The sequence below is a fragment of the Nonomuraea sp. NPDC049141 genome (assembly GCF_040648415.1).
In the GTDB taxonomy this organism is placed as follows: domain Bacteria; phylum Actinomycetota; class Actinomycetes; order Streptosporangiales; family Streptosporangiaceae; genus Nonomuraea.
Genome location: NZ_JBEZDR010000017.1, coordinates 13097 through 36631 on the forward strand (window position 1 = coordinate 13097; position 23535 = coordinate 36631).

At 65.7% G+C, this 23535-nt stretch carries 24 protein-coding genes and 2 tRNA genes; 19 read left to right on the forward strand and 7 right to left on the reverse strand.

Annotated elements, in window-relative coordinates:
* Positions 1–1204: 1204 nt before the first annotated feature.
* Complete coding sequence (locus tag AB0B91_RS41415) at positions 1205–3094, forward strand: hypothetical protein (protein WP_358332301.1); 1890 nt, start codon at positions 1205–1207, stop codon at positions 3092–3094.
* Between the two features lie 226 nt (positions 3095–3320).
* Here AB0B91_RS41415 and AB0B91_RS41420 read toward each other — a convergent pair whose 3' ends face one another.
* The 3 genes from AB0B91_RS41420 to AB0B91_RS41430 form a co-directional block, all read right to left on the reverse strand.
* Positions 3321–3929, reverse strand: coding sequence for a hypothetical protein (locus tag AB0B91_RS41420; protein WP_358332305.1), 609 nt, complete (start codon positions 3927–3929; stop codon positions 3321–3323).
* A 76-nt stretch (positions 3930–4005) separates the two neighbouring features.
* Entirely contained in the window at positions 4006–4875 is an 870-nt protein-coding gene (locus tag AB0B91_RS41425) for a Scr1 family TA system antitoxin-like transcriptional regulator (protein WP_358332308.1), read from the reverse strand.
* Positions 4876–4892: 17 nt separating this feature from the next.
* A complete protein-coding gene (locus tag AB0B91_RS41430) occupies positions 4893–5639 on the reverse strand; it encodes a DUF6879 family protein (protein WP_358332311.1) in 747 nt (248 codons plus the stop codon).
* Positions 5640–6971: 1332 nt separating this feature from the next.
* Here AB0B91_RS41430 and AB0B91_RS41435 point away from each other — a divergent pair.
* A complete protein-coding gene (locus AB0B91_RS41435) occupies positions 6972–7799 on the forward strand; it encodes a hypothetical protein (protein ID WP_358332314.1) in 828 nt (275 codons plus the stop codon).
* 746 nt (positions 7800–8545) lie between these two features.
* Here AB0B91_RS41435 and AB0B91_RS41440 read toward each other — a convergent pair.
* A complete protein-coding gene (locus AB0B91_RS41440) occupies positions 8546–9193 on the reverse strand; it encodes a 2'-5' RNA ligase family protein (protein WP_358332317.1) in 648 nt (215 codons plus the stop codon).
* A 9-nt stretch (positions 9194–9202) separates the two neighbouring features.
* Positions 9203–9988, reverse strand: a complete 786-nt coding sequence (locus AB0B91_RS41445; RefSeq protein ID WP_358332320.1) for a GntR family transcriptional regulator — start codon at positions 9986–9988, stop codon at positions 9203–9205.
* 148 nt (positions 9989–10136) lie between these two features.
* Here AB0B91_RS41445 and AB0B91_RS41450 point away from each other — a divergent pair, with 148 nt between their 5' ends.
* The 9 genes from AB0B91_RS41450 to AB0B91_RS41490 all read left to right on the forward strand — a co-directional run bounded on the left by AB0B91_RS41450 (position 10137) and on the right by AB0B91_RS41490 (position 16290).
* Positions 10137–10466: a hypothetical protein gene (locus tag AB0B91_RS41450; RefSeq protein WP_358332323.1), complete on the forward strand. Its 330-nt coding sequence runs from the start codon at positions 10137–10139 to the stop codon at positions 10464–10466.
* A 93-nt stretch (positions 10467–10559) separates the two neighbouring features.
* The gene (locus AB0B91_RS41455) at positions 10560–11933 is read left to right on the forward strand and encodes an FtsK/SpoIIIE domain-containing protein (protein WP_358332326.1); all 1374 of its coding nucleotides are present in this window, start codon (positions 10560–10562) and stop codon (positions 11931–11933) included.
* A gap of 87 nt (positions 11934–12020) precedes the next feature.
* A complete protein-coding gene (locus AB0B91_RS41460) occupies positions 12021–12716 on the forward strand; it encodes a DUF2637 domain-containing protein (RefSeq protein ID WP_358332328.1) in 696 nt (231 codons plus the stop codon).
* Entirely contained in the window at positions 12713–13129 is a 417-nt protein-coding gene (locus AB0B91_RS41465; protein WP_358332331.1) for a hypothetical protein, read from the forward strand. The genes AB0B91_RS41460 and AB0B91_RS41465 overlap by 4 nt, the downstream gene beginning before the upstream one ends.
* Entirely contained in the window at positions 13126–13266 is a 141-nt protein-coding gene (locus tag AB0B91_RS41470) for a hypothetical protein (protein ID WP_358332334.1), read from the forward strand. The genes AB0B91_RS41465 and AB0B91_RS41470 overlap by 4 nt, the downstream gene beginning before the upstream one ends.
* Before the next feature lie 199 nt (positions 13267–13465).
* Positions 13466–13591 (forward strand): hypothetical protein, encoded by a 126-nt coding sequence (locus AB0B91_RS41475; RefSeq protein ID WP_358332337.1) that lies wholly within the window; start codon positions 13466–13468, stop codon positions 13589–13591.
* Positions 13588–14958 carry a replication initiator gene (locus AB0B91_RS41480; protein ID WP_358332340.1) on the forward strand — a complete coding sequence of 457 codons (1371 nt, stop codon included), beginning with the start codon at positions 13588–13590 and terminating at the stop codon, positions 14956–14958. The genes AB0B91_RS41475 and AB0B91_RS41480 overlap by 4 nt, the downstream gene beginning before the upstream one ends.
* Positions 14951–15136, forward strand: a complete 186-nt coding sequence (locus AB0B91_RS41485) for a helix-turn-helix domain-containing protein (protein WP_358332343.1) — start codon at positions 14951–14953, stop codon at positions 15134–15136. The genes AB0B91_RS41480 and AB0B91_RS41485 overlap by 8 nt, the downstream gene beginning before the upstream one ends.
* A complete protein-coding gene (locus AB0B91_RS41490) occupies positions 15133–16290 on the forward strand; it encodes a tyrosine-type recombinase/integrase (protein WP_358332346.1) in 1158 nt (385 codons plus the stop codon). Before AB0B91_RS41485 ends, AB0B91_RS41490 begins: the two co-directional genes overlap by 4 nt.
* Before the next feature lie 55 nt (positions 16291–16345).
* On the opposite strand, the gene AB0B91_RS41495 is transcribed toward AB0B91_RS41490, so the two are convergent.
* Positions 16346–16422: transfer RNA gene (locus AB0B91_RS41495), tRNA-Pro, on the reverse strand.
* 89 nt (positions 16423–16511) lie between these two features.
* On the opposite strand from AB0B91_RS41495, the gene AB0B91_RS41500 reads away from it, so the two are divergent.
* Positions 16512–16585: transfer RNA gene (locus AB0B91_RS41500), tRNA-Gly, on the forward strand.
* 363 nt (positions 16586–16948) lie between these two features.
* On the opposite strand, the gene AB0B91_RS41505 is transcribed toward AB0B91_RS41500, so the two are convergent.
* Positions 16949–17551, reverse strand: a complete 603-nt coding sequence (locus AB0B91_RS41505; protein WP_358332349.1) for a hypothetical protein — start codon at positions 17549–17551, stop codon at positions 16949–16951.
* 374 nt (positions 17552–17925) lie between these two features.
* Here AB0B91_RS41505 and AB0B91_RS41510 point away from each other — a divergent pair, with 374 nt between their 5' ends.
* From AB0B91_RS41510 to galT, 7 genes are all read left to right on the forward strand, one after another.
* Complete coding sequence (locus AB0B91_RS41510) at positions 17926–18417, forward strand: hypothetical protein (protein WP_358332352.1); 492 nt, start codon at positions 17926–17928, stop codon at positions 18415–18417.
* Between the two features lie 29 nt (positions 18418–18446).
* A complete protein-coding gene (locus tag AB0B91_RS41515; protein WP_358332355.1) occupies positions 18447–18989 on the forward strand; it encodes a flavoprotein in 543 nt (180 codons plus the stop codon).
* A gap of 100 nt (positions 18990–19089) precedes the next feature.
* The gene (locus tag AB0B91_RS41520) at positions 19090–19356 is read left to right on the forward strand and encodes a hypothetical protein (protein ID WP_358332358.1); all 267 of its coding nucleotides are present in this window, start codon (positions 19090–19092) and stop codon (positions 19354–19356) included.
* A 60-nt stretch (positions 19357–19416) separates the two neighbouring features.
* Positions 19417–20052, forward strand: coding sequence for a uridine kinase (locus AB0B91_RS41525; protein ID WP_358332361.1), 636 nt, complete (start codon positions 19417–19419; stop codon positions 20050–20052).
* Positions 20053–20070: 18 nt separating this feature from the next.
* Positions 20071–21381 carry a TrpB-like pyridoxal phosphate-dependent enzyme gene (locus AB0B91_RS41530; protein WP_358332364.1) on the forward strand — a complete coding sequence of 437 codons (1311 nt, stop codon included), beginning with the start codon at positions 20071–20073 and terminating at the stop codon, positions 21379–21381.
* A gap of 258 nt (positions 21382–21639) precedes the next feature.
* Positions 21640–22419: a DeoR/GlpR family DNA-binding transcription regulator gene (locus AB0B91_RS41535; RefSeq protein ID WP_219537457.1), complete on the forward strand. Its 780-nt coding sequence runs from the start codon at positions 21640–21642 to the stop codon at positions 22417–22419.
* Positions 22416–23486, forward strand: a complete 1071-nt coding sequence (galT, locus tag AB0B91_RS41540; protein WP_214637421.1) for a galactose-1-phosphate uridylyltransferase — start codon at positions 22416–22418, stop codon at positions 23484–23486. The genes AB0B91_RS41535 and galT overlap by 4 nt, the downstream gene beginning before the upstream one ends.
* Positions 23487–23535 lie beyond the last annotated feature (49 nt).

A 23535-nucleotide genomic window follows, 5' to 3' on the forward strand; every position in this document is an offset into this window, starting at 1 on the left:
CGGCTTCGGGTCCAGGGCCGGGCGATCAGCCGTTCCAAGCCCAGGCACCACGTTCCGGTCGCTCCGACGAGCTGTAGACAAGCAAGAGGCCACCCCCGATCTTCTGGGGTGGCCTTCCTGCTGATCATGCTGGTCGGGGCGACAGGATTTGAACCTGCGACTTCTTGCTCCCAAAGCCACTTACGTGGGGGTAGCATCTCGGATCGAGCGGCGCTTGACCAGCAATAACGATCCACCAGAGTCCCCAAGCGTCCGAGAGCGTGCGTCGCGATTGTCACCCACTTGGTCACTCACTCGGCGCCAGCTAACCCTCCGTTCACAGGCTTGGTCCTACCTGCGTCTGGGGCGTAGCAACATGGACACGGCACCACCAACAAGCAGTGTCTCCCCGCCGTGTCCCGTCACGATGAGTACCGTCCTAGGCTGTCGGCTCGTCTTGAGGTCGGTCAACCTTGCCGGACCTCCTCCTGCCCCGATGCTCAGCCCAGGCGCTGACCAACTTGGTAGCAGCGAGAGTCATGTTCACCAGGCCAACCGCCAGTGCAAGTAATTGGGGAATGTACTCCACATGCTTGCCTTTCTGCTCGTGCCGAATACAGGAGCAGTGCAGCCCGACCGCTGGGGGTTCGGCCACAAAGTCGGAAGAAGCCGAACAAGCATCTTGGTTCTCCGACGTACAGGGCAGACTGGGCTAACGGTTCGCCGGTGTTCGAGCTGCGCAAGCGAATGCTGCGACATGTGAGAGGACGACGGGATGGGCTCGGCACCAGATCCGGCGGCAATACACACTCCCACTGAGCTGGCCGCAGCGCTGGACGCGCTGCGCGCGGAACGGCGGCTTTCTTACCAGGGCCTTGACCGAGCGGCGAGACCAGAGCGCCTGCCCGCCAGCACGCTGAGCAACCTCCTCAGACGTGGACGCTGCACAGAAGAAACGCTGTCGGTATTTCTCCGGGCCTGCGGGATCGTCGGGACAGAGCAGACCGGCTGGCGGGCAGCCTGGGAGCGCGCCCTGACGGACCGTCCGTCGCGATTAGGCATGATGAGGGTCGCGCAGGCGCTGCCGCGGCGATTGGGCGTGCATGCGGCTATCTCGGCTCCCGGAGCCACAGGCGAGCTCCCGACCTACGTGCCCAGGGACACGGACACCGCGCCAGACGGAATACGCGCCCTCCTGCGGAAAGCGATGGCGCGCGGTGGGCTTGTGCTGCTCGTAGGAGGCTCATCGGTAGGCAAAACCCGGTGCGCGTTCGAGGCGGTTCAGGCGCTGATGCCCCAGTGGTGGCTGCTGCACCCGGGCGATGTGGCCAGAGTCCGCGTCCTGGCTACAGAGACCGTTGCCAGAACCGTGGTGTGGCTTGATGAGCTCCAGCGCTATCTGGACGGACCTGATGGGCTAGCTGCGGACACCGTGAGAGCCCTACTGCACGACGGCGCGGTTATCGTCGCGACCTTGTGGCCCGACAACTACAGCGCTTACACCAGCCCGCCGGCTGGTGGCGCCGTTGACCCTTATGCGCGGGAACGGGAGTTGCTGAATCTAGCTGATGTCGTCCACATCAGCGGCGGACTCAGTGACACCGAACGCGAGCGGGCCCATCGAACCGCTGATGCTGATCCGCGCGTTCGGCTCGCGCTGGAGTCGAGCGATTACGGGTTCGCTCAGACCATGGCTGCGGCCCCACAACTGGTCGCGCGGTGGGTCAACGCCGATCCCTACGAGCGCGCGATACTCACGGTCGCCGTCGACGCTTTCCGCCTGGGTGCCCATGGCCCCTTGCCCCCAGGCCTTCTCCGGGCCGCAGCTCCTGCCTATTGCGATGCACGAACTCGGGGCGGGGCGCCACCCGACTGGTTCACAGCAGCCATCGCAGACACCACCCACCTCGTGCACGGTGCGGCCGCGTGTCTGGCACCAGTCGCCCAGAACATGGGTGAGATCACGGGCTACGTTCTCGCCGACTATCTAAAGCAGCACATCGCCGCGGAACGCCGCTCCGAGCCTGTCCCACCGGAGATCTGGCATGCACTGGCTACCTGGTTGAAGGAACCTGGCGACCTGGCCCGAGTGGCTGACAGTGCCCGGAAGCGAGTGATGTACAGCTTTGCGGAACGCCTGTATCGCCGAGCCATGGACGCGGGTGACTTCTACGCGGGCGTGCGTCTGTCCGAGGTCTTGATCGCAGAGGGTCACTCCGAAGAGGGTTTGGACGTCGTGCGCAGCATGGCCGAGGCCGGAGACATCGACGGCATACTGCAACTGGCTCGGGCGCTGGAAAAAATGGGCCAGATTGGGGACGCCGCCGCGGTCCTACGGGCGGTTGCGGATCAGGGGGAGAACATCGCCGCGCTCAGACTGATCGTCATTCTGTCAATCAATGAGCGGTGGGAAGAGGCGGCAGAAGAGCTGGCCACTCGCGCTACAGCACGGACGTGGCCTAAGGCCTCAGAACTCGCCGATTTGATCGCTCGACTCAATGAGAAACCGGGTACGCCGTTCCAAGCGGAGCTTGGTGACTGGCACGCCGCTCCTCGGCTGGCGGAACTGCTAGTTGAGCAGGGCCGTGTTGACGAAGGCCTGGCCTTGCTGCATGCACGGGAAAAAGTCGGCGACCTGACAGCCGCGAGCCGACTGGCCGAACTGCAGGCCCAGCACCGACCGGACGAGCTGAGGCGAGTGGCCGAGACTGGCTATAGCTGGGCGGCATCCCGATGGGCTCGCCTCCTACTGGATCAGGGGCGTATCGACGAGCTGAGGGCGCTCGCGAACACAGGCGAGGAATATGCCCAATACCGTCTGTGCGACTTCCTGATCCGCGAAGGGCGAATCGACGAGCTGCGCAGTATGGCTGATGACGGCAACGCGCCTGCGGCTACGAAGTTGGCAACTTGGCTGGAGAGGCAGGGCAATCTTGAGGAGGCCGCCACCGTGCTGTTCACTCGGCTGAACGCCGGCGATGCCCCCCACATCTTCACCGCCGATTCCATGACCCGCCAGTGGGTTAAGCTGCTGAAAGCTCAAGGACAGACCGAACTCGCTGAGCAAGTGAGACAGTCCGGAGTCACTCCGGAATACTGGAAACGAGATCCGTGAAACCTGCTTGTGGCCACGTCTCCTGCCGCGTGACTATCTGTTGCATCAGAAGCAAATATCGGAAACTTGGCCACTCAGAAGGCCAATCCCCGACTTCTTGCTCCCAGAGCCACTCACCCGTGATCCGCACCAGGGCTTGAACCACCACTGAGCTGCGGAGACAGTCATTTGGAGTTCGCCAGCGTCCGGGCTCGTGCGCCCCCATCGTCACCCAGAACCTCACCCATCATCGCTCGATCCGAGCGGGCCGCACGTCCCTCAGCCGGACGAGTAGCTCGCGGGCGAGTGCGAGTTCGAGGTCGGGATCGCTCAGGAGGACGACCGCATTGCGTTCGTACGGCACCACGGGCGGTAGGCAGGGCAAGAACAGATCAGCGCGCACTCCGTACGGAATGCTGTCGCCAACGGTCACGACCATGGCATTGTGCCGGAGATGCGGGCAATAGGTGATCGCCTCGGGGATGCATGCCTTGCATGTTGGCGGCGCGTTGGTGAAGCCGTCGCGCTCGTGGCAGCCTCCCTCGGACGACAGGAGCCACGAGATCCGCCCCGTGTCCGGATCCACCGCTGAGCGCGCACACACTTGGCACAGCCGCTTGGCCATGCAGCGCCACTGCCGCCGCGTGTTCACCGTCTTGAAGTCCGGCCGCCCCGACCGTCTGAAGTTCTGCCGAAGCCGCAGTACGCCATAAGCCCAGTCCCCCGCTCTCGGCGCGTCGTAGCTCAGCTTCAGCCCGCCTGGGCGTGGCACGAACTTCAACGACTGCCGGACGACATCCCCGGTGTAGCCGATGACGAACGGCACCCGGAAGCTGGTCGTGATCGGATTCCTCACTGTCTGTACAGGGAGCACGCACCGACCGTAGGCATGGCCCTCTACCAGGCTCAATGAAGTTGCCGAGGTTTGCCCACTACCCGTTCGACAGGGCCTCCCGTGCCTGCTGGATCAGCCGCCGCGCCGGCTCGCCGACCACGGCCAAGGCGTGCAGCCGATCCCACGCGCGCAGGTACATGGCGATCTCGGAGGGGTTGGTGATGGTCAAGTAGCCGGACACCAGCTCCACGGTCACCGATTCCTCGTCGGTGATGTCGAACGACTCGTCCGGAGCCACACCGCGTCGATGGACCGTGCGAGGGATGATTGCGAGCGACACCGATGGCCGGCGCATTGCCTCCAGCAGGTGCCGTAGCTGCTCGGCGTGTACCTCGTCGGCATACGGCCGGTACCACAGGACGTCTTCCTCCAGCACGAACAGAAACCGGGCATCCCGCCGCCGCAGGCAGCCTTGCCGATCCATCCGCTCGGCCACCGCTGCGGCGACGTCGTCCACGTCCACGCCTTGCTCCAGGCGCACCTGGGTGAGCGCGGCCGTGGTGTACGCCGCGGTTTGCAGCAGGCCGGGGATGACCTTCGTCTGGTAGGCCCGCATGAGGCGGGCGCGCTCATACTCCTCGCGCACCGACTCCTGTGCCCTCTTCAGGCCGCCCCGGTTGAGTTGCTTGTACGTCACCCACATCCCGGCCACGTCGCGCAGCTCGGCGAGCAACTCCTGTTCCCGCTCCGGAGGGACATCGCACACCCGGCACCACACCCGCAGATCCGCTGCCGTGATCGGTCGAGCAGCGTGCTCGATCTTGGAGACTTTGGATACGCCGTGCCACCCGGCCAGCTCCGCGAGCCTGCGCCCAGTCAGGCCCGCGTCTTGTCGGATCTCCCGAAGCTGGTCAGCCAAGCGTCGCCGCGCCGCCTGGACGCTGGAGGAAGAGGTGGACGAAGGCAAAGCGGCACTCGTAACTTCTAGGGCCGGTAGTCCTCGTGCGGGATGGCGCGCTCCCAGGCCATCTCGAACGCCCCCACGACCTGCGCCACCCGGCGGGGGTCGCTGACGTGTTCGTACTGCCTCAGGCTTGTCCCGTCGCCCGCGTTGAAGTTGTAGCGCACGATGCGCTGATCGAACATCCAGAAGTCCGCGCCGGGCAACATCAGGTCGTACGCCTGCCTCCTCGGCAACCAGCGCAGTTCCTCACCGGCCTTGACGTTCCCGTAGCTGATGGCGTGCTCCCACCGGATGTAGTCGCTGACCGGTTCGGCCACGATCCGCAAGCGCCGCATCCGGACTCCGCGCGCCACCGCCACGCCGATCAGCTCGACCCAGTCGTCCCACTCATAGTCGGTGCTGCCGTCCTCCTGCCATTTCAGGAAGGCCGGGTCGGTCGTGTCGTAGGTGTCGCGCATCTCCAGATGCACGGCGGAACGCTCGGCGTTCTCCAGCATCCGCTCGAAGCTCGGCAGGCCAGGGCCCTGCTTGTTCCGCTCGTAGATGCCGCTGACGGCCTCCATCACGATGGGGGTCATCCGCTGCGGATGCCAGACCACAGACTCGTCAGCAGCGATCGGGGAATCCCGGGCGATGCGCTCCAAGACTGCCGGATCAGTGACAGTCCGGCCCTGGAAGTACATGTCGCCCGTCTCCGGATCCACGAACACAGCAGGACACTCGTTCTTCGGCGAGTCGGGATCCATGCCCACAAAGTCCAGTGCCATATCGTGCTCCCTCGCGTCTGTACGACTAGCCTCCCCGCACTCCGTGAGCTTGTACGCACGCAACGTGGTCGTCAAGTGGTCCGCAGAATCCGCCGTACGCGCCCCGTTACTTCGTGCGCGACATAGCCCCCACCTTCTGTTTACAAGGGCAAGGCATGCGGCCTGTGGATCATCTTTACGTCGCTCTGAACGGCAGGCATGGATGGCCACCACCGTACGGTTGTGTGAGTCGGCGTTGCTGTACAGCGGACATCAGCCCTCGGGCTCGGTGGCAAGGACCGACGAAGTCGGTCCGCGGCAGCGATCGCCCCAGCCAGCAACGTTGAGTGCCGAAGTGAGCGATCGACACGGCGCCAACCGTTCTGATGCTTCTCGTGCAATGGCAAGAAGACGCTGTGAGCCTGTGGATAGGGACTACGATCTCTGAGCTTGCACACGGAGCGTTCAGCTTGGCCATCTCCGTACGCCAGGCTCCTGGAACGTCCGCCCATGATCAGCAGAGCAGTGATTCCACCTCGCGAGAACACTAAGTGTCATGCTCGCTGTGAAAAGATCAGAACAATAACTTTCGGAAGCAAATCTTCAGAGCGTCCGCTAGGATGACTTTCTTTGGGGCCAACTTCTATCTTCGGCGGATCTCGTGAACCAGAGTGCGGGGGAATCTGTTCTCGAGTATCTCGACCTTGCCCTAAAGCACCTGGGAAGCGCAAGCGGAGATCTTGACATACCAGATCCGATAGCTCATGCAGATCTTCAGGCTGGCTGGCCTTCGTATAGGGAGAGCCTGGTTCGCAAGGTACTGAGCAACGACTATGCTCCCGCTCATGTCGAGATTGTAGATCTCCCTAAGGACGTAATATCCGTTCGCCCGCTTGCTCGATTGCGTCCCGAGCATCGCCTCGTTTACGATGCAGCGGTTTTTGCTGCAGCGAATAGCATCGAATCTGCAATTCCTCGTGGGGTCTATAGCTACCGATGGTGGAAGAAACGGCAACGTCTAGTCGGCCCTGGCAAGATGTGGATCACTATGCAGAGGGTCGCCAAAGCGCTTCATAACAAGAAGCCATCCCTCTTGCTGGCCCGCACCGATGTCACTGCCTTCTATGAGCATATTGAAGTCGATCAATTAATAGAGGACCTTGGTGCGCTGGATGTTCCAGCATGGTCCATTGAGGTTCTCGAAACTTTCCTGCGAGCCTTCAACGGCTTGAGCCATGCATGGGGGCTACCGCAAGGCCCAGACTCCTCCGGCATCCTGGCGAACCTATATCTAATTCCCTTGATATGGAACTCTCGCGAAGAGGGTACCGCCACTTCCGATACTCGGACGATATGTACATCTTCGCCGATGACTGGCTTAGGCTTCGCGAGATAATCGTGGAGGCGAATAAGCTGCTACGGTATCGCCATCTTAATCTGGCAGGAAATAAGACTAAAATTATCAGCAGTCATGATGTTCCTGACGAGTTCGAGGATAGCGAGAAGGACGCCATCAGCTATGGCATAAGTGTTGCTGATGGCGATGCAGAGGATGAGTTGCGAGCCTTCTTCGACAAGGTCGTCACGCAAGAGCCGGTAAGAGCTAGAGATCTTAAGTTCAGCCTCGGCAAGTTCAAGATCATCGAGGATGACTATGCCGTCAAGTGGCTTCTCGCCAACATGGGTGAAGTTCCTCACCTCGCCCGTGAGGCGCTGGCATACCTTAGCCTCTTTCACAAAGAGAACCCTGCAATCGGTGTTGCAGTTGTAGATCTGCTCACTAACAGTAAGCTCTTCTTGTATCCGTACGCCGAGCAGCATCTCCTGATATACATGATTCAAAATGCTGTGCAATCCAAGCGAGGGATTAAGGCGGCGTGGGATCTATTGCTAGATCGAAACAAGGAGAGTTTCGTGCGCGAGTTTGCTGCACGCTACCTTGGTCTCTATGGTTTTAAGGGTGGCGCCTCACGCCTTAAGCAGGAGTTTCAGCAGGAGCAGAATCATAGGGTGCGCCGAGCTTTATTGGTGGCCTGTTACGAAGGAGGACAATGCTCCGATCAGTGGCTGTCCGTCGTTGCAGATTCCGATCCTGAGCTAAGGCTCAGTGTCGAGTATTTGAAGCAGCGGCCCGAGAAAGTTCCCGTTCCGGCAACTGGAAGAGAATATGACTTTACCTGACGATGGACTTCGTCCCTACCTTATAGAGCTGGATAGGCTATATGAAGATGCATCTTATTCGGCGCAATCATATTTCGAGGCGGCTAAGTCAGCTGAATTTTGGGGGAAGGCTATAGTCTTCATTCCGGCAGTGGCAAGCGCTGCTGCGGCCCTCCTGGTGGCGCTTGGAAGTGATAAGCAGTGGGGGGGCGATTGGCGCTGTTGCTGGCGCCGTCGCTGCGACTGCATCTTTTCTTGGATCGGGAAAGCAAGCCAGCTCGTTTAAGGATTCCGGCCGCCGTTTTACCGAGTTGCGCCATAAAGCCAAGCTAGAGCGGTCTTTAGCGATGAAGCGGCCAAGCGAGACGGAGCTTGAGGAGCAGCTCCGACTACTCCGCAAAGAGTACGGTGAGGTAGTTTCGAGCAGCGAGCTAATTTCCAATCGAATATTTAAGCGTGTGCAGCGGCGTGTTGGCGCGGGTGTACTCTCGTATGAAAAGTCAGATGAGGGCGCAAAGGGCGCGGCTCACACTTGATGGCAGCAGTTCGGAAATACCTATCAAACAACAGTCGCGGTTTCCAGCGAAAAAGGCTGAACAGTTTCGATCAACGCACGCTGGTGCGGCGGGGTGGCCGGGCGGGACCGGCCCGGAGAGGCCGCACGCCCGCCCGGACCGCCCGGCCGCCCGCCGCCCATCGGGCGGCGGCTTGAACCCGTATAGAAGGTTGTAACCACTCAAGATCAGACGACCACCGAGTGTTGGTCTCTATCGAGCCCCGAGAACCACCGTCGCGCGGGTCGTCCAGCGATATAGCCACTCGGGATCAAGAACCCGGTTCTGCACGATCAGCGCAACCTGCTCGACGTCGACACTGACCGGCTCGGCTTCGACCGCGCTCAGGACGTCGAGGTAGGGCCTGGCGGGTCCTGGTGCGTTGATGTAGGTCAGGCTGACGTGGGGGCGAAAGCCCTTGGCTTGCTCTGCTGCCGTGGGCGCGTTCCCCATCACCTCGGCGATGCCGCTCCTGATCTCTCCCCAAATCTGATGCAGCGGCTCCGCGGGAGTCGGAGTCAGCACAACTCCCTCACCGAGCAAGGTCGGCCGGTGGAAGGTCAGCTCAACGGGAGCCAGCTTGCCCAGACGGACGCGTACGGCCTCGGTGATCTGGTCAAGCTGCTCCTCGGACACCTCGTCGACGAACCCGACCCCCTGCACGGTGAGGTGTAGCCACCGTGCGGGTATCGGATTGTGCTCCTCGATCACTCCAAGGGCCGCTTGGTAGCGCTCGGCGAGCTGATGCAGTTGTGGCGCGTGCTCGAAGGTCAGGTGCCAGGTGTAGACCAGGCGGCCCGGGCGCCACCCTTCCCGAGGCCACCAGTGCGAGCGCACCTCGTCGACATCGTGGATGCTCATTGAACCGCCTCAGATCTGCGAGGGAACGTCGGGAGCTTGCTCGTTCTGCTCGATGTCGTACTCGTCGATGATCGTGACGCGGTCGGCCGGCCAGATGGATTCCGACACCTCCAGGACGGTGTCGTCCTCGGAGCGGGCCGTGTGGATGACGTGCATGACCTGGCCGCCTTGCGGCAGGCCGAGCGTGGCGGCCTCCTCGGGGGTGGCGTTGCGGGCGATCCACTGGTCGCGAGCGTGGTGATAGCGCTTGCCGCTGAGGTCTTCGATGCACAGGAACAGTGCCTTGGGGACGACTGCGCGCTCTTCGAGGGAGGTTCCGCGCGCGATGTCCGCAGGGATGTAGCTGGCGCCGATCTCCTCGGGGCTGTTGGTCTCCTGGTCGTACAGGACGCGGCGGCGGGTGATGACCTCGGTGCCTTCGGGGATGCCCATAGCCTCGGCGATGCGGGCCGGCGCTTTCTCCGGTCCGGCGAAGACGATGTCGTGACGCAGGTGCGAAGTGAGGAGCTTCTGGTCACAGCGGGCTCGGCCGTAGCGGTGGCGGGAGCGTCGTTCGAGCCGGTGGTCTTGCCGTACGAAGGTGCCGATGCCGTGCTTGGACTCGGCGAGCCCTTCCGCGCGCAACACGCCGACGGCCTGGCGAATGGTCGGCAGGCTCACCCTGAACCGCTCTGCAAGGGCCGTTTCCGCGGGCAAACGTTCGCCTGGCTGGTAGCGGCCTTCCCGGATGTCCTGCCGTAGCTCTTCCGCGATCTGCTGGTACTTGGGGGCGAACCCGCCCAAACCTGATGTCACTGTTTCCGCCTCGTGGTGATCGAACAGTAAAAACTGCTCTGACGGGCACTCTACTCCTCATTAGGAGTTGACGACAGGACCGCTGCGGGTAATCATCATCTCAGAAGTCCTCATTAGGAGTTGAGGACCTAAGGTCTGGAGGACCATCATGCGCAACATCCCCGTCGACATCACCACCCTGGCGTTCACGGTCGCGGGCGAGCCCGAGCCCAAGATCGTGGACCGCGCTACGGGCGAGGTGAAGAGGGACGCGGAGGGAAGGGAGCTCTACACCATCCCGCTCCTGCCCAAGCCGAACGACGACCGGCGCAATCCGGTGATCGTGGTGACGTTCCCGAGTGTGGCGTTCCCGCAGATCCCCGAGGGCGTGCAGGTCCGCCCCGTCGGCCTGGCGGCGTTCTTCTGGTCGATGAACGGCCGCTCCGGTCTCGGCTTTCGCGCCGAGGCCATCACGGTGGCCAATCCGAAGGCGGCCTAGCCGCAGGTACACCCCTGGAGCGGGCGCATCGCCTGGCAGCTAACCGCCCGCTCCGGGGCCTTCCTTTCGCAGTATGAAAGGAACGTTCCAAGTATGTCCGGCTGGCTGATTCCGCTGGCCATCACGGTGGCCTCGGTCTGCACGGCTCTTTTGGTGTGGCGGGCGCTGCACCCGGTCTCGTTCTGGCTCATCGTGGGCTACCCGCTGAAGACCGGCCACGTCTACTTCACCTGGGGCAACGTCGCCCTGGGATGCACACTCACCCGTAAGCGGCGCCGCTGGCGCTACACCCTCGATGGTCTGCCGGTCGTCGGGCAGGCGGCCATCTCTCTGTCACACAAGCGGAAGGTCCGCCGCGTCCAGATCGACAAGCCACCCCGGCTCGGCGTCATCCGCCCGTGCCACCTCGGCTTCCGGGTCAACATCAAGCTGATGGACGGCCAGACGCCGGACGACTACAACGCCCGGCTGTCCAACCTCGCGCACGCCTGGCGCGTGCACTCGGTACGACTCATCTCGTCCAAGCCGGGTCGGGTCACGCTGCTGGCCACCCGAGGCGATCCACTGTCCGAGGTATGTATCCCGGTGCTGTCCGAAGGGCTGCTGCGGGTGCGGGTCGGACTGCTGGAGACCGGCGCGCCATGGGTGGTCGACTTCCGCACCGTGCCGCACTGGCTTAATACCGGCGCGACGCAGTCCGGCAAGTCCACCCTGCTCAACGCCCTGATCACGGGTCTGTCCTCGCAGCCGGTGGCGCTGGTGGGCTTCGACCTCAAGGGCGGCGTGGAGTTGACCGCCTACGGGTCGCGCCTGTCGGCCATCGCCACCGAGCGGGCCGAATGCGTCGGCCTGCTCGACGACCTGATCTGCCTGGTCAAAACCCGCATGGCATTGTGCCGGGCCAACAAGGCGCGCAATATCTGGAAGCTCCCACAAGACCTCCGCCCGACGCCGGTCGTGGTCCTGGTGGACGAGGTGGCCGAGCTGTTCCTGATGGCGCACAAGGGCGAAAAAGACGAGATCGCCTCGACCGCCACCGCCCTCCTCAGGTTGGCCCAGCTCGGCCGAGCCTTCGGCCTCTACCTGTTCGTCTGCGGCCAGCGGGTCGGATCCGACCTCGGCCCCGGCGTCACCGCCCTACGATCCCAGCTCTCCGGCCGAATCTGCCACCGGGTCAACGACCCCGAGACCGCGACCATGACCCTCGGCGACACCGACCCTGCCGCCCTGGATGCGGCCCGGCAGATCGCCGCCAACATGCCCGGTACCGCCATCGTCGTAGCCGATGACGGCCGCTGGTACCGCGCCCGATCCATCTACGTCAGCGAAGAGACTGCCGAGGCCGCCGCCCAGGCGCATGCGGACCTCGCTCCCAAATGGGCCGATCTGCTCACCGCCACCGATCAGACCATCACCGTGACGGACGCGGAGTTGGAAGCCCTCGCCCGCGAAGTAGAGCCCACCTAACACCAGCCTTTACGGCCGGCCGCGAGCCTCATCGCGCCAGGTCCCTACCCCGCCCATGCCCAAAACCCGGAAGGGAGGTGCTCCGATATGGGAAGCATCCGCTCGCGCCTGCTCGACACCGGCCCTGTGGTCGTCCTGGCCGCCATCGCCGCTGTCGGCTCCTTCACCCACATCAGCGAGTTGGCCGCCGCGCACGGGCAACTTGGCTGGCAGTCCTGGGCGGTCGCCGTGTGCATCGACCTGATGTGCGTGATGGCCGCCCGTGAACTCCAACGCGACAAACGCACCGGCCGTCGCCGACCCGGCCTCGTCTCCTGGCCCGCGCTCGTACTGACCGGCGGCATCGTGCTCACCCTGGCGGCGAACCTGGCCACGGCTCACCCGAGCGTGTGGGGCTGGATCACCGCCGCCACTCCGGCCGTGGCGTTCCTGGTCGCGGTCTCGATGCTGGAGCGTCGCGCCTCCCACAGGTCCCCAGCACCCGACGAAGAGTCGGTGACCGAGGACAACACCAGCCCGGCCGCGATCACCGATTCGGCCACTTCCGACGTGCCCGCGCTGGACGCCGCAGCACCGCACTTGGCCGTACAGGTCGCCGAGCAGCGCCCGGCAGAGCACGGGCCGTCGCCGGCGCTTCTGGCCTACGCCCGCCGCCTGGCCGACGAGCACCAGGCCACCCACCACCGCCCGATCACCGGCGAGCACCTCGCCACCCGCATGCACGTCTCCGCCCACCTGGCCGCAGACCTGCTCACCCAGATCCGAAAGGAACCCGTCGCATGACCCACCCGACCCCGATCGAGCTGGCCGAAGCCGCCCGTGCCTGGGCCCGAGGCTCGTACTCGATGGAAGCCGCCGTCGAGCTGCTCATCCAGCACGGCGTGTGGCTGCACCGCCCCGAGTTCCGGCGCTACGCCATCGACTACGTCACCGCCACCTACACCCGCATCCCGTACGCGGTCATCGACTGGCAGGCCGCACACACCGCCCTGTCCAGCGGACGCCTGCCCTGTTCCGGCTCTGAAGCCGCCATCTTGCGTATCGCCCTCTCACTCGCCGACGGCCTGCCGGTCGAGCTCGGACCCGCCATCACCCGCCTGGACGCCACCAATCTCGCCCGTGTCCTGGCCGCCATCGGCCACGCCAGCGGTAACCGCGTCGCCTGGATCACCACCACGCAAGGAGACCCGGCATGAGCCAGCTGTACTGCCGCCGCTGTCTCGGCTCCGGCGCCGTGCTCGCCTACCGCAGTCAGCTCCAGTCCAACGGCCAGACCCTCGTGATCGAGACCAAGGAGACCTGCCGCACGTGCCAAGGAAGAGGGACCCGATGACCGTCGACGAGATCCGTGCCTACGCCTGTGCCACCTGCAACGGCACCGGCCTGTACGACGGCGACACCTGCCGCGACTGCTCCGGCACCGGCATCGACAACCACAACTGATCAACGACGCCACCACGGGACGGCTCAAGCCTGGCAGCCCGCCGTCCCCGTGGGGCGTCACCCTCCGCACTCAACGAAGGAACTCCAGTATGCGCGACCGGCACTGCCCGGAATGCGGCGGATACGGCTCCGTCCGCGTCCGTTCCATCCGTACCCACCGGCTGATCACCATCTACTGCCCGTGCTGCGAAGGCACCGGAGAGGAGGCACCGTGACTGAAGCTCCTGAGCTACCCGCGCCCCTCAGCGCCCTCGTCGGCCCGGTCATCCGCGACCTCGCCCGGCGCTCCAACTACGACGTGACCCGCTGGCTGCACCAGGTGGACCGGCTGCGCGGCTGCCGGGAACCCATCCGCCTCACCGGCGAGTCGACCACCATCAACGCCGACACCGGAGAGCTACTCCGCCACTACACCACCACGAACGAACCGCACGGCCAACTCCTCGTCCGCTGCGGCAACCGCCGCACGTCACGCTGCCCGGCCTGTGCCGAGACCTACCGGCGGGACACCTTCCACCTCATCCGCGCGGGCCTGCTCGGCGGAGACAAGAACGTCCCGGCCATCGTCCGCACCCACCCGAGAGTGTTGGCCACCTTCACCGCCCCCACCTTCGGCCCCGTCCACCGAGGCCCCGGCAAAGACGGTGTGATCCAGATCTGCCACCCGCGCCGGAACGGCCCATCCTGCTTCACCCGCCACCAGCAAGGAGACCCTGCCATCGGCCAACCGCTCGACCCTGACAGCTACGACTACACCGGCCATGTCCTGTGGAACGCCTACGCCGGAGATCTGTGGCGACGCTTCACCATCTATCTCCGCCGGCATCTGGCCGCCGCCGCTGGCCTGACCCGCAAGACCTTCAACGAGACCGTACGCATCTCCTTCGCCAAGGTCGCCGAGTACCAGGCCCGTGGCGTCGTCCACTTCCACGCCGTCATCAGGCTCGACGGCCGGACCTCCGACGACATACCGGCCCCACCACCGGTCTGGGCCACCGTCGAGTTGCTCGACGACGCGATTCACTCTGCCGCCCGCGCCGTACACCTGCCCGCACCCGACCTCGGCCAGCCCACCGACGAACTCACCTGGGGCGACCAGGTCGACGTCGTACACATCGCCTCGGCCGGCCCCGGCGATGACATGAGCGAAGGGAAGGTCGCGGGCTACATCGCCAAGTACGCCACCAAGGCCGCTGAGACCTCAGGCACCCTCGACCGGCCCCTGACCAGCGCCTCCATCCTGCAACTCCACCGCCTCGACATCGCCGACCACCCCGCCCGCCTCATCCGCACCGCCTGGACGCTCGGCAACCCAGCCGCACACCCTGGCCTCGTGCACCTTCGCCTCCGAGACTGGGCGCACATGCTCGGCTTCCGCGGGCACTTCTCCACCAAGAGCCGCGCCTACTCCACCACCCTCGGCGACCTGCGTCAGGCTCGGGTCGACTGGACCCGCGCACGCTTGCCGTACGACCCGGAAACCACCTTCGTCCTCGGCCATTGGCAATACGCCGGGCAGGGCTTCACACCAGGCGAATCCGCCTTGGCTGCCTCAATCGCGCCGGAGGTGGGCCGTGGCTGACGACACCCAGCTCTACCGCGTCCCGGACGCCATGCAGAAGCTCCGGATGAGCCGCAGTGTCATCTACGAGCAGCTCCGCGCAGGGCGCCTCCGGTCGGTCAAACAGGGCCGCTGCCGCCTGATCCCGGCCAGCGCCCTCGCCGAGTACATCGCCCTGTTGCAGCGGGAGGCGTCATGACCAAGCGCCGCAGCCGCGGGGACGGTGGCCTGCACTGGGACGAGTCCCGGCAACGCTGGATGGCCTCACTCACGGTTGGCTACACACCGGCCGGGAAGCGCATCGTGAAGAAGGCCAGTGGCAAGACCAAGACCGCCGCCAAGGACAGGCTCAAGGAGATCGTCCGCGACTACGAAGACGGCCTGGCCATCGCTCCCGCTGATTACACGGTTGAACGAGCCGTGACCGACTGGCTGACGTACGGGCTCAGCGGTTGTGATGCCAGCACCGTCGAGTCCTACAGGTCCTTGTGCAACAAGCATGTCATTCCGGCCCTGGGCAAGCGCAAGCTGCGTGACCTCAGCGCGGAGGATGTCGACAAGTGGCTGGCGACCAAGTCGAAGACGCTCAGCACTCGTTCCTTGCAGATCATCCGGTCCTGCCTGAACCGCGCCCTCAAGCGGGCGATGACAAGGGACAAGGTCAAGCGGAACGTGGTGGAGCTCTGTGCGGTGCCCGTGGGCAAGGCGGGCCGTCCGTCCAAGGCGTTGACGTTCGCCCAGGCGGGCGCCGTACTCAAGGCTGCGGAAGGAACGCGGCTGCATGCGTACGTGGTGGTGTCCCTCCTCACCGGGGCACGCACCGAGGAGCTGAGAGCGCTGACATGGGATCACGTGGACCTGGAAGGAGACCCGAACGCCAACCCTCCCGTCCCGCCTCACGTGGCGGTGTGGCGCTCTGTAAGGGCCGGCGGGGACACCAAGACCCGCAGGTCCCGGCGTACCCTGGCACTCCCCCGCCGCTGCGTGGACGTTCTCCGGCAGCATCGGGACGACCAACGTCGTGAGCAGGGCGACTCCTGGAACACCAGCGGACTGGTGTTCGCCTCAGCGGCAGCAACCCCGCTCGACGCTTCCAACGTCCGGCGCGCGTTCCGCAATGTCATCAAGGACACCGAAGGGCTCAACTCTGCCGAGTGGACGCCCAGGGAGCTGCGCCATAGCTTCGTCTCGCTGCTCTCGGACAACGGCATCCCACTGGAGGAGATCTCCCGGCTCGTCGGCCACAGCAGCACGGCCGTGACCGAGGCCGTCTACCGCAAGCAGATCCGGCCCGTCCTCCAGGCCGGTGCCGTGGCCATGGACCGCATCTTCGAGAGCGGCACAGAGCCGTAGTCACTCAGTTAGTCACTCAGAAGGCCCCTTCCGATCATGGAAGGGGCCTTCTGGCTGGTCGGGGCGACAGGATTTGAACCTGCGACTTCTTGCTCCCAAAGCAAGCGCGCTACCAAGCTGCGCCACGCCCCGTCTCGCCGGGTACGCACGCGCTCCGTGACTCCGGTACGCTTACGCCCTGACGACCGGTTGAAGTCTAGACCAGACTCCGACTGGTTCGCGCGGACGTAGCTCAATGGTAGAGCCCTAGTCTTCCAAACTAGCTACGCGGGTTCGATTCCCGTCGTCCGCTCCAAAGCCGAAAGGCCAGGTCAGCCGCATGAGGTGACCTGGCCTTCGTGATTTTCGCTACTTCTACTCGATCTTCCGCGCCCCGCCGGCTCCTTGCCTGACGATTGTGCGATGGCCTGGTCGGCCCTGTGTCGCGTGCCGGTGGATCAGCGCCGCTCGCGTGGAGGAGTGACCCATACGGGGCATCAACTCGCGGCGGCTCGCCCCTGTGGACGCGGCGAGGGTGTTCGTGCTGGACCGAGACCGCGTCGGGTTTGCCCTGGCGGAGGCGATGAGCGCGCGGGCGCGGCGCTCGAGTGCGGATCCAGTTGCCTCGCTGCTTGGCAGCCGTCGTCGCGCGCCATACCGACTGTGATGTGTCGTCGGGTCAGCTGGATTCGCACAGTCTGTTGAGCTCCGCGACGTCTGTATTGATATCCGTGATCACCTGGTTGGGATCGCCGCCGGTCATGCCGGTCAAACGGAAGTTCAGTTCCCGGAATTCGGCGGCCAGCCGACTGATTTTCGATCCCACTACTCCTTCCGCGTCGAGTACCGCGCTCATCAGGTCGCTGTACGTCTGCTGAGCCGCGGCTGCCTGGCTGCTGCGGATGGCCCCCGCGTTCCGGCGATATGCGGTCAGCGCCGCCGCCGCGTCGTCGCAGCCGCCGGGCCGGATCGCTGACAGCGGTTCGGCGGAAGCGGGGACCGCTCGCGTGGAGCTTGGCTTTGGTGGCTTGGGTGTGCTGGATTTTGGCGATGGGCGCGGGGTCGGCGGTGCGGGCCGGGTGGTGACCGGGTCTGATGACGGTGACTGCTGGGCCGGGGTGGTGGCCGGGTCCGACGACGGTAACTGCGGGGCTGGGGTGGGGACCACCGCGTCGGGCTGGGACTGCGGAGGCGGGGCCGGCGGCGCAAGGTAGGCGACCAGCGCGACCACGGCGGCGATCGCACCCGCCAGAGCGCTCACTGCTGTCCAGTTCAGGCGCAAGCCTGTTCCCCCGTCCGTCGTCGGCCGCTGCGCTGATCCATTCTCCGTCATGGCCTCATCGTGGCCGAGCCGCCCAGCTCGGTCCAGAATGCCTTCTGCTGATCTTCATGAACAGAACGCCTATAAAGGCGGGGGTGATGAAACAGCTGCGGCGGCCGGAAGGGGTTGGTGGGAAAACGGCGACGCCCTGTAGAGGCTCGACGCCCTGTAAGACCGTCGCCAGTGGGCGCGTGCCCCCTTGCGTGCCCGATAGGGCGGTGATCAAGGGGGGAGGAGCGGGGACTCGCAAGCAGGGCCGCACGGCCCTCTGACCAGATCTCTGTTCCTTCTACTCGATCTTCAGCGCCTTCCCGAGCGCTTGCGCGATGGCGGTCATGAGCTCCCGTCGGCTCGGCGAGGGGGTTGCCCGCCTCCGCGTGCCGGGAGAGTGCCGGGAGATCGTGGGAGCGGAGATTGGGGAGCCCCACAGCGATCTGAAGCTTGTTCCAGGTGGTTCGCCGTACGAAAGCGCTTGGATCTTCCTCTGGCAGTACGGAAATGCCAAGCTGATGCTCGTGGAGCGACACGGAGATCGCAGATCATTACGCACCCAAATTCGTGCGGCCAATGCCAAAGGGATGGATCGGCAGGGCGCTTGGGCGAACTGGTCTGGGCTGTTCCTGGGTCTTCTCATCGTCATCCCCCGAGTAGCCGAGATCTTGACGGGGACTCCAGACGGGTTCGTCACCGCTCACTGGGGTCCGGCAGCTCATTGGGTAGAGCAGATCATCTACATGATCGCCGGCTGCTTCATGGCGGTGACCTCCGGGGAAGCGCTGATATACAGGTACCGCCGCCGCCTGCGACCATCGTCGGGCGATGAGTAGCGGCCGACAATCACGTGGGGAGTGGGCGCGTGACCCGATCCGGCAACGTTCTCTACGTCATCGTGTGCGCGGCCGGACCGGCCGGGGACGTCGGCCGGCTGGTCGGCCTGGCCCAGGGGGAAGGGTGGATCGTGCAGATCATCGCGACGCCCGCCGCGCTCGCCTTCATCGACGGTCCGGCGTTGGAGCGGCAGACCGGTCGGCCCGTTCTCAGCCAGTACCGCAGGCCGGACGAGCCGAAGGCGCCACGAGCGGATGCGATCATCGTCGCGCCGGCGACCTACAACACGGTCAACAAGTTCGCCCAGGGCATTGCCGACACCTATGCGCTCGGCCTGCTCTCCGAGGCCCCGGGGCTTGGGATTCCGGTCGTCGTCGTGCCCTTCGTCAACAGCGCCCTGGCCGCACGCGCGCCCTTCGTACGCAGCATGGAAGACCTGCGTGCCGAAGGGGTCCGCGTGGTGTTCGAGCCCGGCCAGTTCGAGCCCGACGCCCCGAGCTCCGGAGACGACCTCATCGACGCCTACCCCTGGAAACGCGCGCTCGACGAACTTGGCGAATCGGGCCCTTAGGAGTCATCGCGGTCGGTTTCGCCTGTTTCCGCGCCTGGTGAGCCAAGCTCGGTTACGCTCATGATCTCGGAAAACGGGGCGTGCCCGATAGGGAGGCCGTATGGCGGACAAAGGGATCACGACGATCGGCCGGTGCTACGGCTGCAAACGTACCTTCGGCTACGACCCCGAACGCGTCACCATGTTCCTGGTCGACCCCGATACCGCGCTTCCTCCGAACATGACCGCGACGGGCACAACGCGCGACCCCACGCCGGAAGCGCTGGCCCGGTCGAGGCACGTGCCCGTCTGCCCCGACTGTGTGCGCAGGGCAGCCGAGCGGGCCAGGCAGGACGACGGGTCCACGTGGCCGCGCGGCACCGCCTGATCAAGCGCGCCACGGCGCACCGCCTGATCGACCGCGGTACGACCGCGTAGGCTCGGATCGATGCGTGCGCGAGCGATCTCCCGAGAGGCCCTTGTCGAGGAGTTGGCCGAGCGGATCGCGGGTCTGCCGCGCGGGTCCTACGCGCGGGTCGCCATCGACGGAGCGCCGCCCGCCCATCCCGAACGGCTGGCGGACGAGCTGGTCGCGCCGCTCAGGATGCGTGGCAGGGCCGTGTTGCGGGTGTCGGCCGCCGATTTCCTGCGGCCCGCGTCCCTCAGGCTCGAGTACGGCCGGACGAACCCCGACGCCTTCTACGACGACTGGCTCGACACGGGAGCGCTGACCCGGGAGGTGCTCGGGCCGCTGGGGCCCCGGGGGTCCGGCAAGGTGCTGCGAGCGCTCTGGGACAGCCGTGCCGACCGCGCGTACCGCCTGCCGTACCAGACGCTGCCTGACGGGGCTGTGCTGCTGCTCGACGGGACGCTGCTGCTGGGCCGGGGGCTGCCGTTCGAGGTGAGCGTGCATCTGTGGCTGTCCGAGGGGGCGCTGGGGCGGATGACCGGGGAGAACGAGCGGTGGCGGCTGCCCGCCTACGCGCGCTACGAGCGGGAGGCCGATCCGCTGCGGGGCGCCGACGTGGCGGTGCGCGCTGATCATCCCGCGCGTATGGCGGTGCTGATTGAGGGAGGGCGGTAACCGGCGCACACTGAGTCGGTGACTCCCAGCAACTGGTACAACATCGTTCCCGATCTGCCCGCGCCGCCGCCTCCGCCGCTGCATCCGGGCACGCGGCAGCCGGTGGGACCCGACGATCTGGCGCCGCTGTTCCCGATGGAGCTGATCGGCCAGGAGGTGAGCACCGAGCGGTACGTCGCCATCCCGCAGGAGGTGCTCGACGTCTACCGGCTCTGGCGGCCGACCCCGCTGCTCCGGGCGCGGCGGCTGGAGAAGGCGCTCGGCACGCCTGCCCGGATCTACTACAAGTACGAGGGCGTCTCCCCCGCCGGGTCGCACAAGCCGAACACCGCCGTCCCGCAGGCCTACTACAACGCCCGCGAAGGCGTACGGCTGCTCACCACGGAGACCGGCGCCGGACAGTGGGGCTCGGCGCTGGCCTTCGCCTGCGCGCAGTTCGATCTGGAGTGTCAGATCTGGATGGTCCGCGCTTCCCATGATCAGAAGCCCTACCGGCGCTCGCTCATGCAGGTGTACGGCGCGACGGTGCACGCCAGCCCCTCGACCGTGACCGGGGCGGGCAGCAAGGTATTGGCGGACGACCCCGACTCGCCGGGCAGCCTCGGCATCGCGATCAGCGAGGCGGTCGAGGTGGCGGGCGCGAACCCGGACGCCCGCTACGCGCTCGGCTCGGTGCTGAATCACGTGCTCATGCACCAGACGGTGATCGGCGAGGAGGCGCTGGCCCAGTTGGCGGAGATGCCCGATCTGATCATCGGCTGCACCGGAGGCGGTTCGAACTTCGCCGGGCTCACCTTCCCGTTCCTGCGCGAGAAGCTGGCCGGGAACCTCGACGTGACGCTACGCGCCGTCGAGCCCGAGGCCTGTCCGTCGTTCACGCGGGGCGTCTACGCCTACGACTTCGGCGACACGGCCGGCCTCACACCGCTGCTCAAGATGCACACGCTGGGCCACGGGTTCGTGCCCGACCCGATCCACGCGGGCGGGCTGCGCTATCACGGCATGTCGCCGTTGCTGTCGCACATGTACGAACTGGGGCTGTTCGAGGCGGTGACCAAGTCCCAGACCGAGTGCTTCGAGGCAGGTGTGCGCTTCGCCCGTACCGAGGGCATCGTCCCGGCACCCGAGCCGACGCACGCGCTGGCCGAGACCATCGCCGAGGCGCTGCGGTGCAGGGAGAGCGGCGAGGAGAAGGTGATCCTGACCGCGCTGTGCGGGCACGGCCACTTCGACCTGGCCGCCTATGATCGTTACCTGTCCGGGCGCATGCAGGACTACGCCCTCCCGCAGGAGCGCATCGATGAGGCCCTGCACGACCTGCCCGGCTAGGCCGCTTCACCGGCCGGGGTGAAGGGAGCTCACCGCGGCCGGTCCGCCGTCAGTTCGCGTTGGGGCGCTTGCCGTGGTTGGCCTTCTTCTTCTTGCGTGCCTTGGTCTTGCGAGATCGCTTGGCCATGGATGCCTCCAATGATCGGGTGCGCGTTCTCAACCTCTCGTGCCACGGTCTACCGCACAAGCCATGCGACCTAACATTCCCCAACATATCCGTGTCATAATTTGGTGGAATCTGTTGGAAGGAGCGGGGGCGTGCTCGCACAGCAGCGCCAGCAGGCGATCCTCGAACGCGTGCGCAGCAGCGGCGGCGTTCGGGTGGCCGACCTCGTTCGCGAGCTCGGCGTCTCAGACATGACGGTCCGTCGCGACCTCGAAGTGCTCGCCGAGCGCGGGCTGCTGGAGAAGGTACACGGCGGCGCGACCGCGCTGGGTCCCGGCTCGACCGAGGAGCCGGGCTTCACCGCCAAGTCCGCCCGCCAGCAGCAGGAGAAGGAGGCCATCGCGCGCCGCGCCGCCCAGCTGGTACGGCCCGGCACCGCGGTGGCGCTCTCGGCCGGGACCACGACCTGGGCCCTGGCCCACCACCTCGTCTCGGTGCCCGAGCTCACGGTCATCACCAATTCGATCCCCGTGGCCGACGTCTTCCACCGCAGCCCGCGCGCCGACCGCACGGTTGTGCTGACCGGCGGCGTACGCACACCGTCCGACGCCCTCGTCGGCCCGGTCGCGGTGGCCGCGATCCGCCGGCTGCACGTGGACACGTTGTTCCTCGGGGTGCACGGGATGAGCGTGCGGGCCGGGTTCACCACGCCCAACCTGCTGGAGTCGGAGACCGACCGGGAGCTGGTGACCGCGGCGCACCGGCTGGTCATCCCCGCCGACCACACCAAGTGGAACACCGTCGGCATCAGCACGATCGCCGAACTGACGGAGGCCGACGTGGTCATCAGCGACTCGGGGCTGCCCGAGGAGGCACGCATGGAGCTGGGCGAACGCGCCGGCGAACTGATCATCGCGGAGGACTCGCAGTGAAACGCACCATCACCCACCTGGCCGACGGCCGAGAGCTGATCTACTTCGACCGGCGCGACGACGCCGACCGGAGCGCGATCGACCGGCGGGCGCTCGACCCCAGGCCGGTGGCGTCGGAGCTGCGCTACGATCCGCTCACCGAGGAGTGGATCGCGATGGCGGGACACCGCCAGACGCGTACGTTCCTGCCTCCGGCCGACGAATGCCCGCTGTGCCCGTCGTCTGAGACACGGTCGTCGGAGATCCCGGCACACGACTATGACGTGGTGGTCTTCGAGAACCGCTTCCCCTCTTTTTCCGGAAATTTCGGGACTTATGAGGATGCCGGGGGGCTCAGTGAGGTCCGGCCGGGTGTGGGGAGGTGTGAGGTGGTGTGTTTCACCTCCGAGCACTCGTCGTCGTTCTCGCGGCTCTCCGATGAGCAGGTGGGCCTGGTCATGGAGGCGTGGGCCGACCGTACGGCCGAACTGTCCGCGATCGAGGGCGTGGAGCAGGTCTTCTGCTTCGAGAACCGGGGCGAGGAGATCGGCATCACGCTGCCGCACCCGCACGGGCAGATCTACGCCTACCCGTACGTGACCCCGCGGACCAAGCTCCAGCTCGGCGCGGCCTCCCGGCACCGGGGCGGCAACCTGTTCGCCGACGTGCTGGCGGCCGAGCGGGCCGCCGGGGTGCGTGTGGTGGCGGCCAACGAGCTGTGGACGGCGTTCGTACCCGCCGCCGCCCGCTGGCCGTTCGAGGTGCACGTGTATCCGCACAGGCAGACGCCGGACCTGGCCGCGCTGACGGAGGAGGAACGCGCCGCCTTCGCGCCGCTCTACACCTCCGTGCTGCGGGCGCTCGACGGGCTGTTCGGTGTCGCCATGCCGTACATCTCGGCCTGGCACCAGGCGCCGGTGCGGCAGGACCGTGACCTGGCCTATCTGCACCTGGAGCTGTTCAGCATCAGGCGGGCGCCCGGGAAACTCAAGTATCTGGCGGGCTCGGAGTCGGCCATGGGCGCGTTCGTCAACGATGTCCTGCCGGAGGAGGCCGCACGCATGCTTCGATCACAGGTAGATCTCTAATTGATTTCTGCTTGAAGTCGCCATGACCTTGGGTTTACCACTAATATCC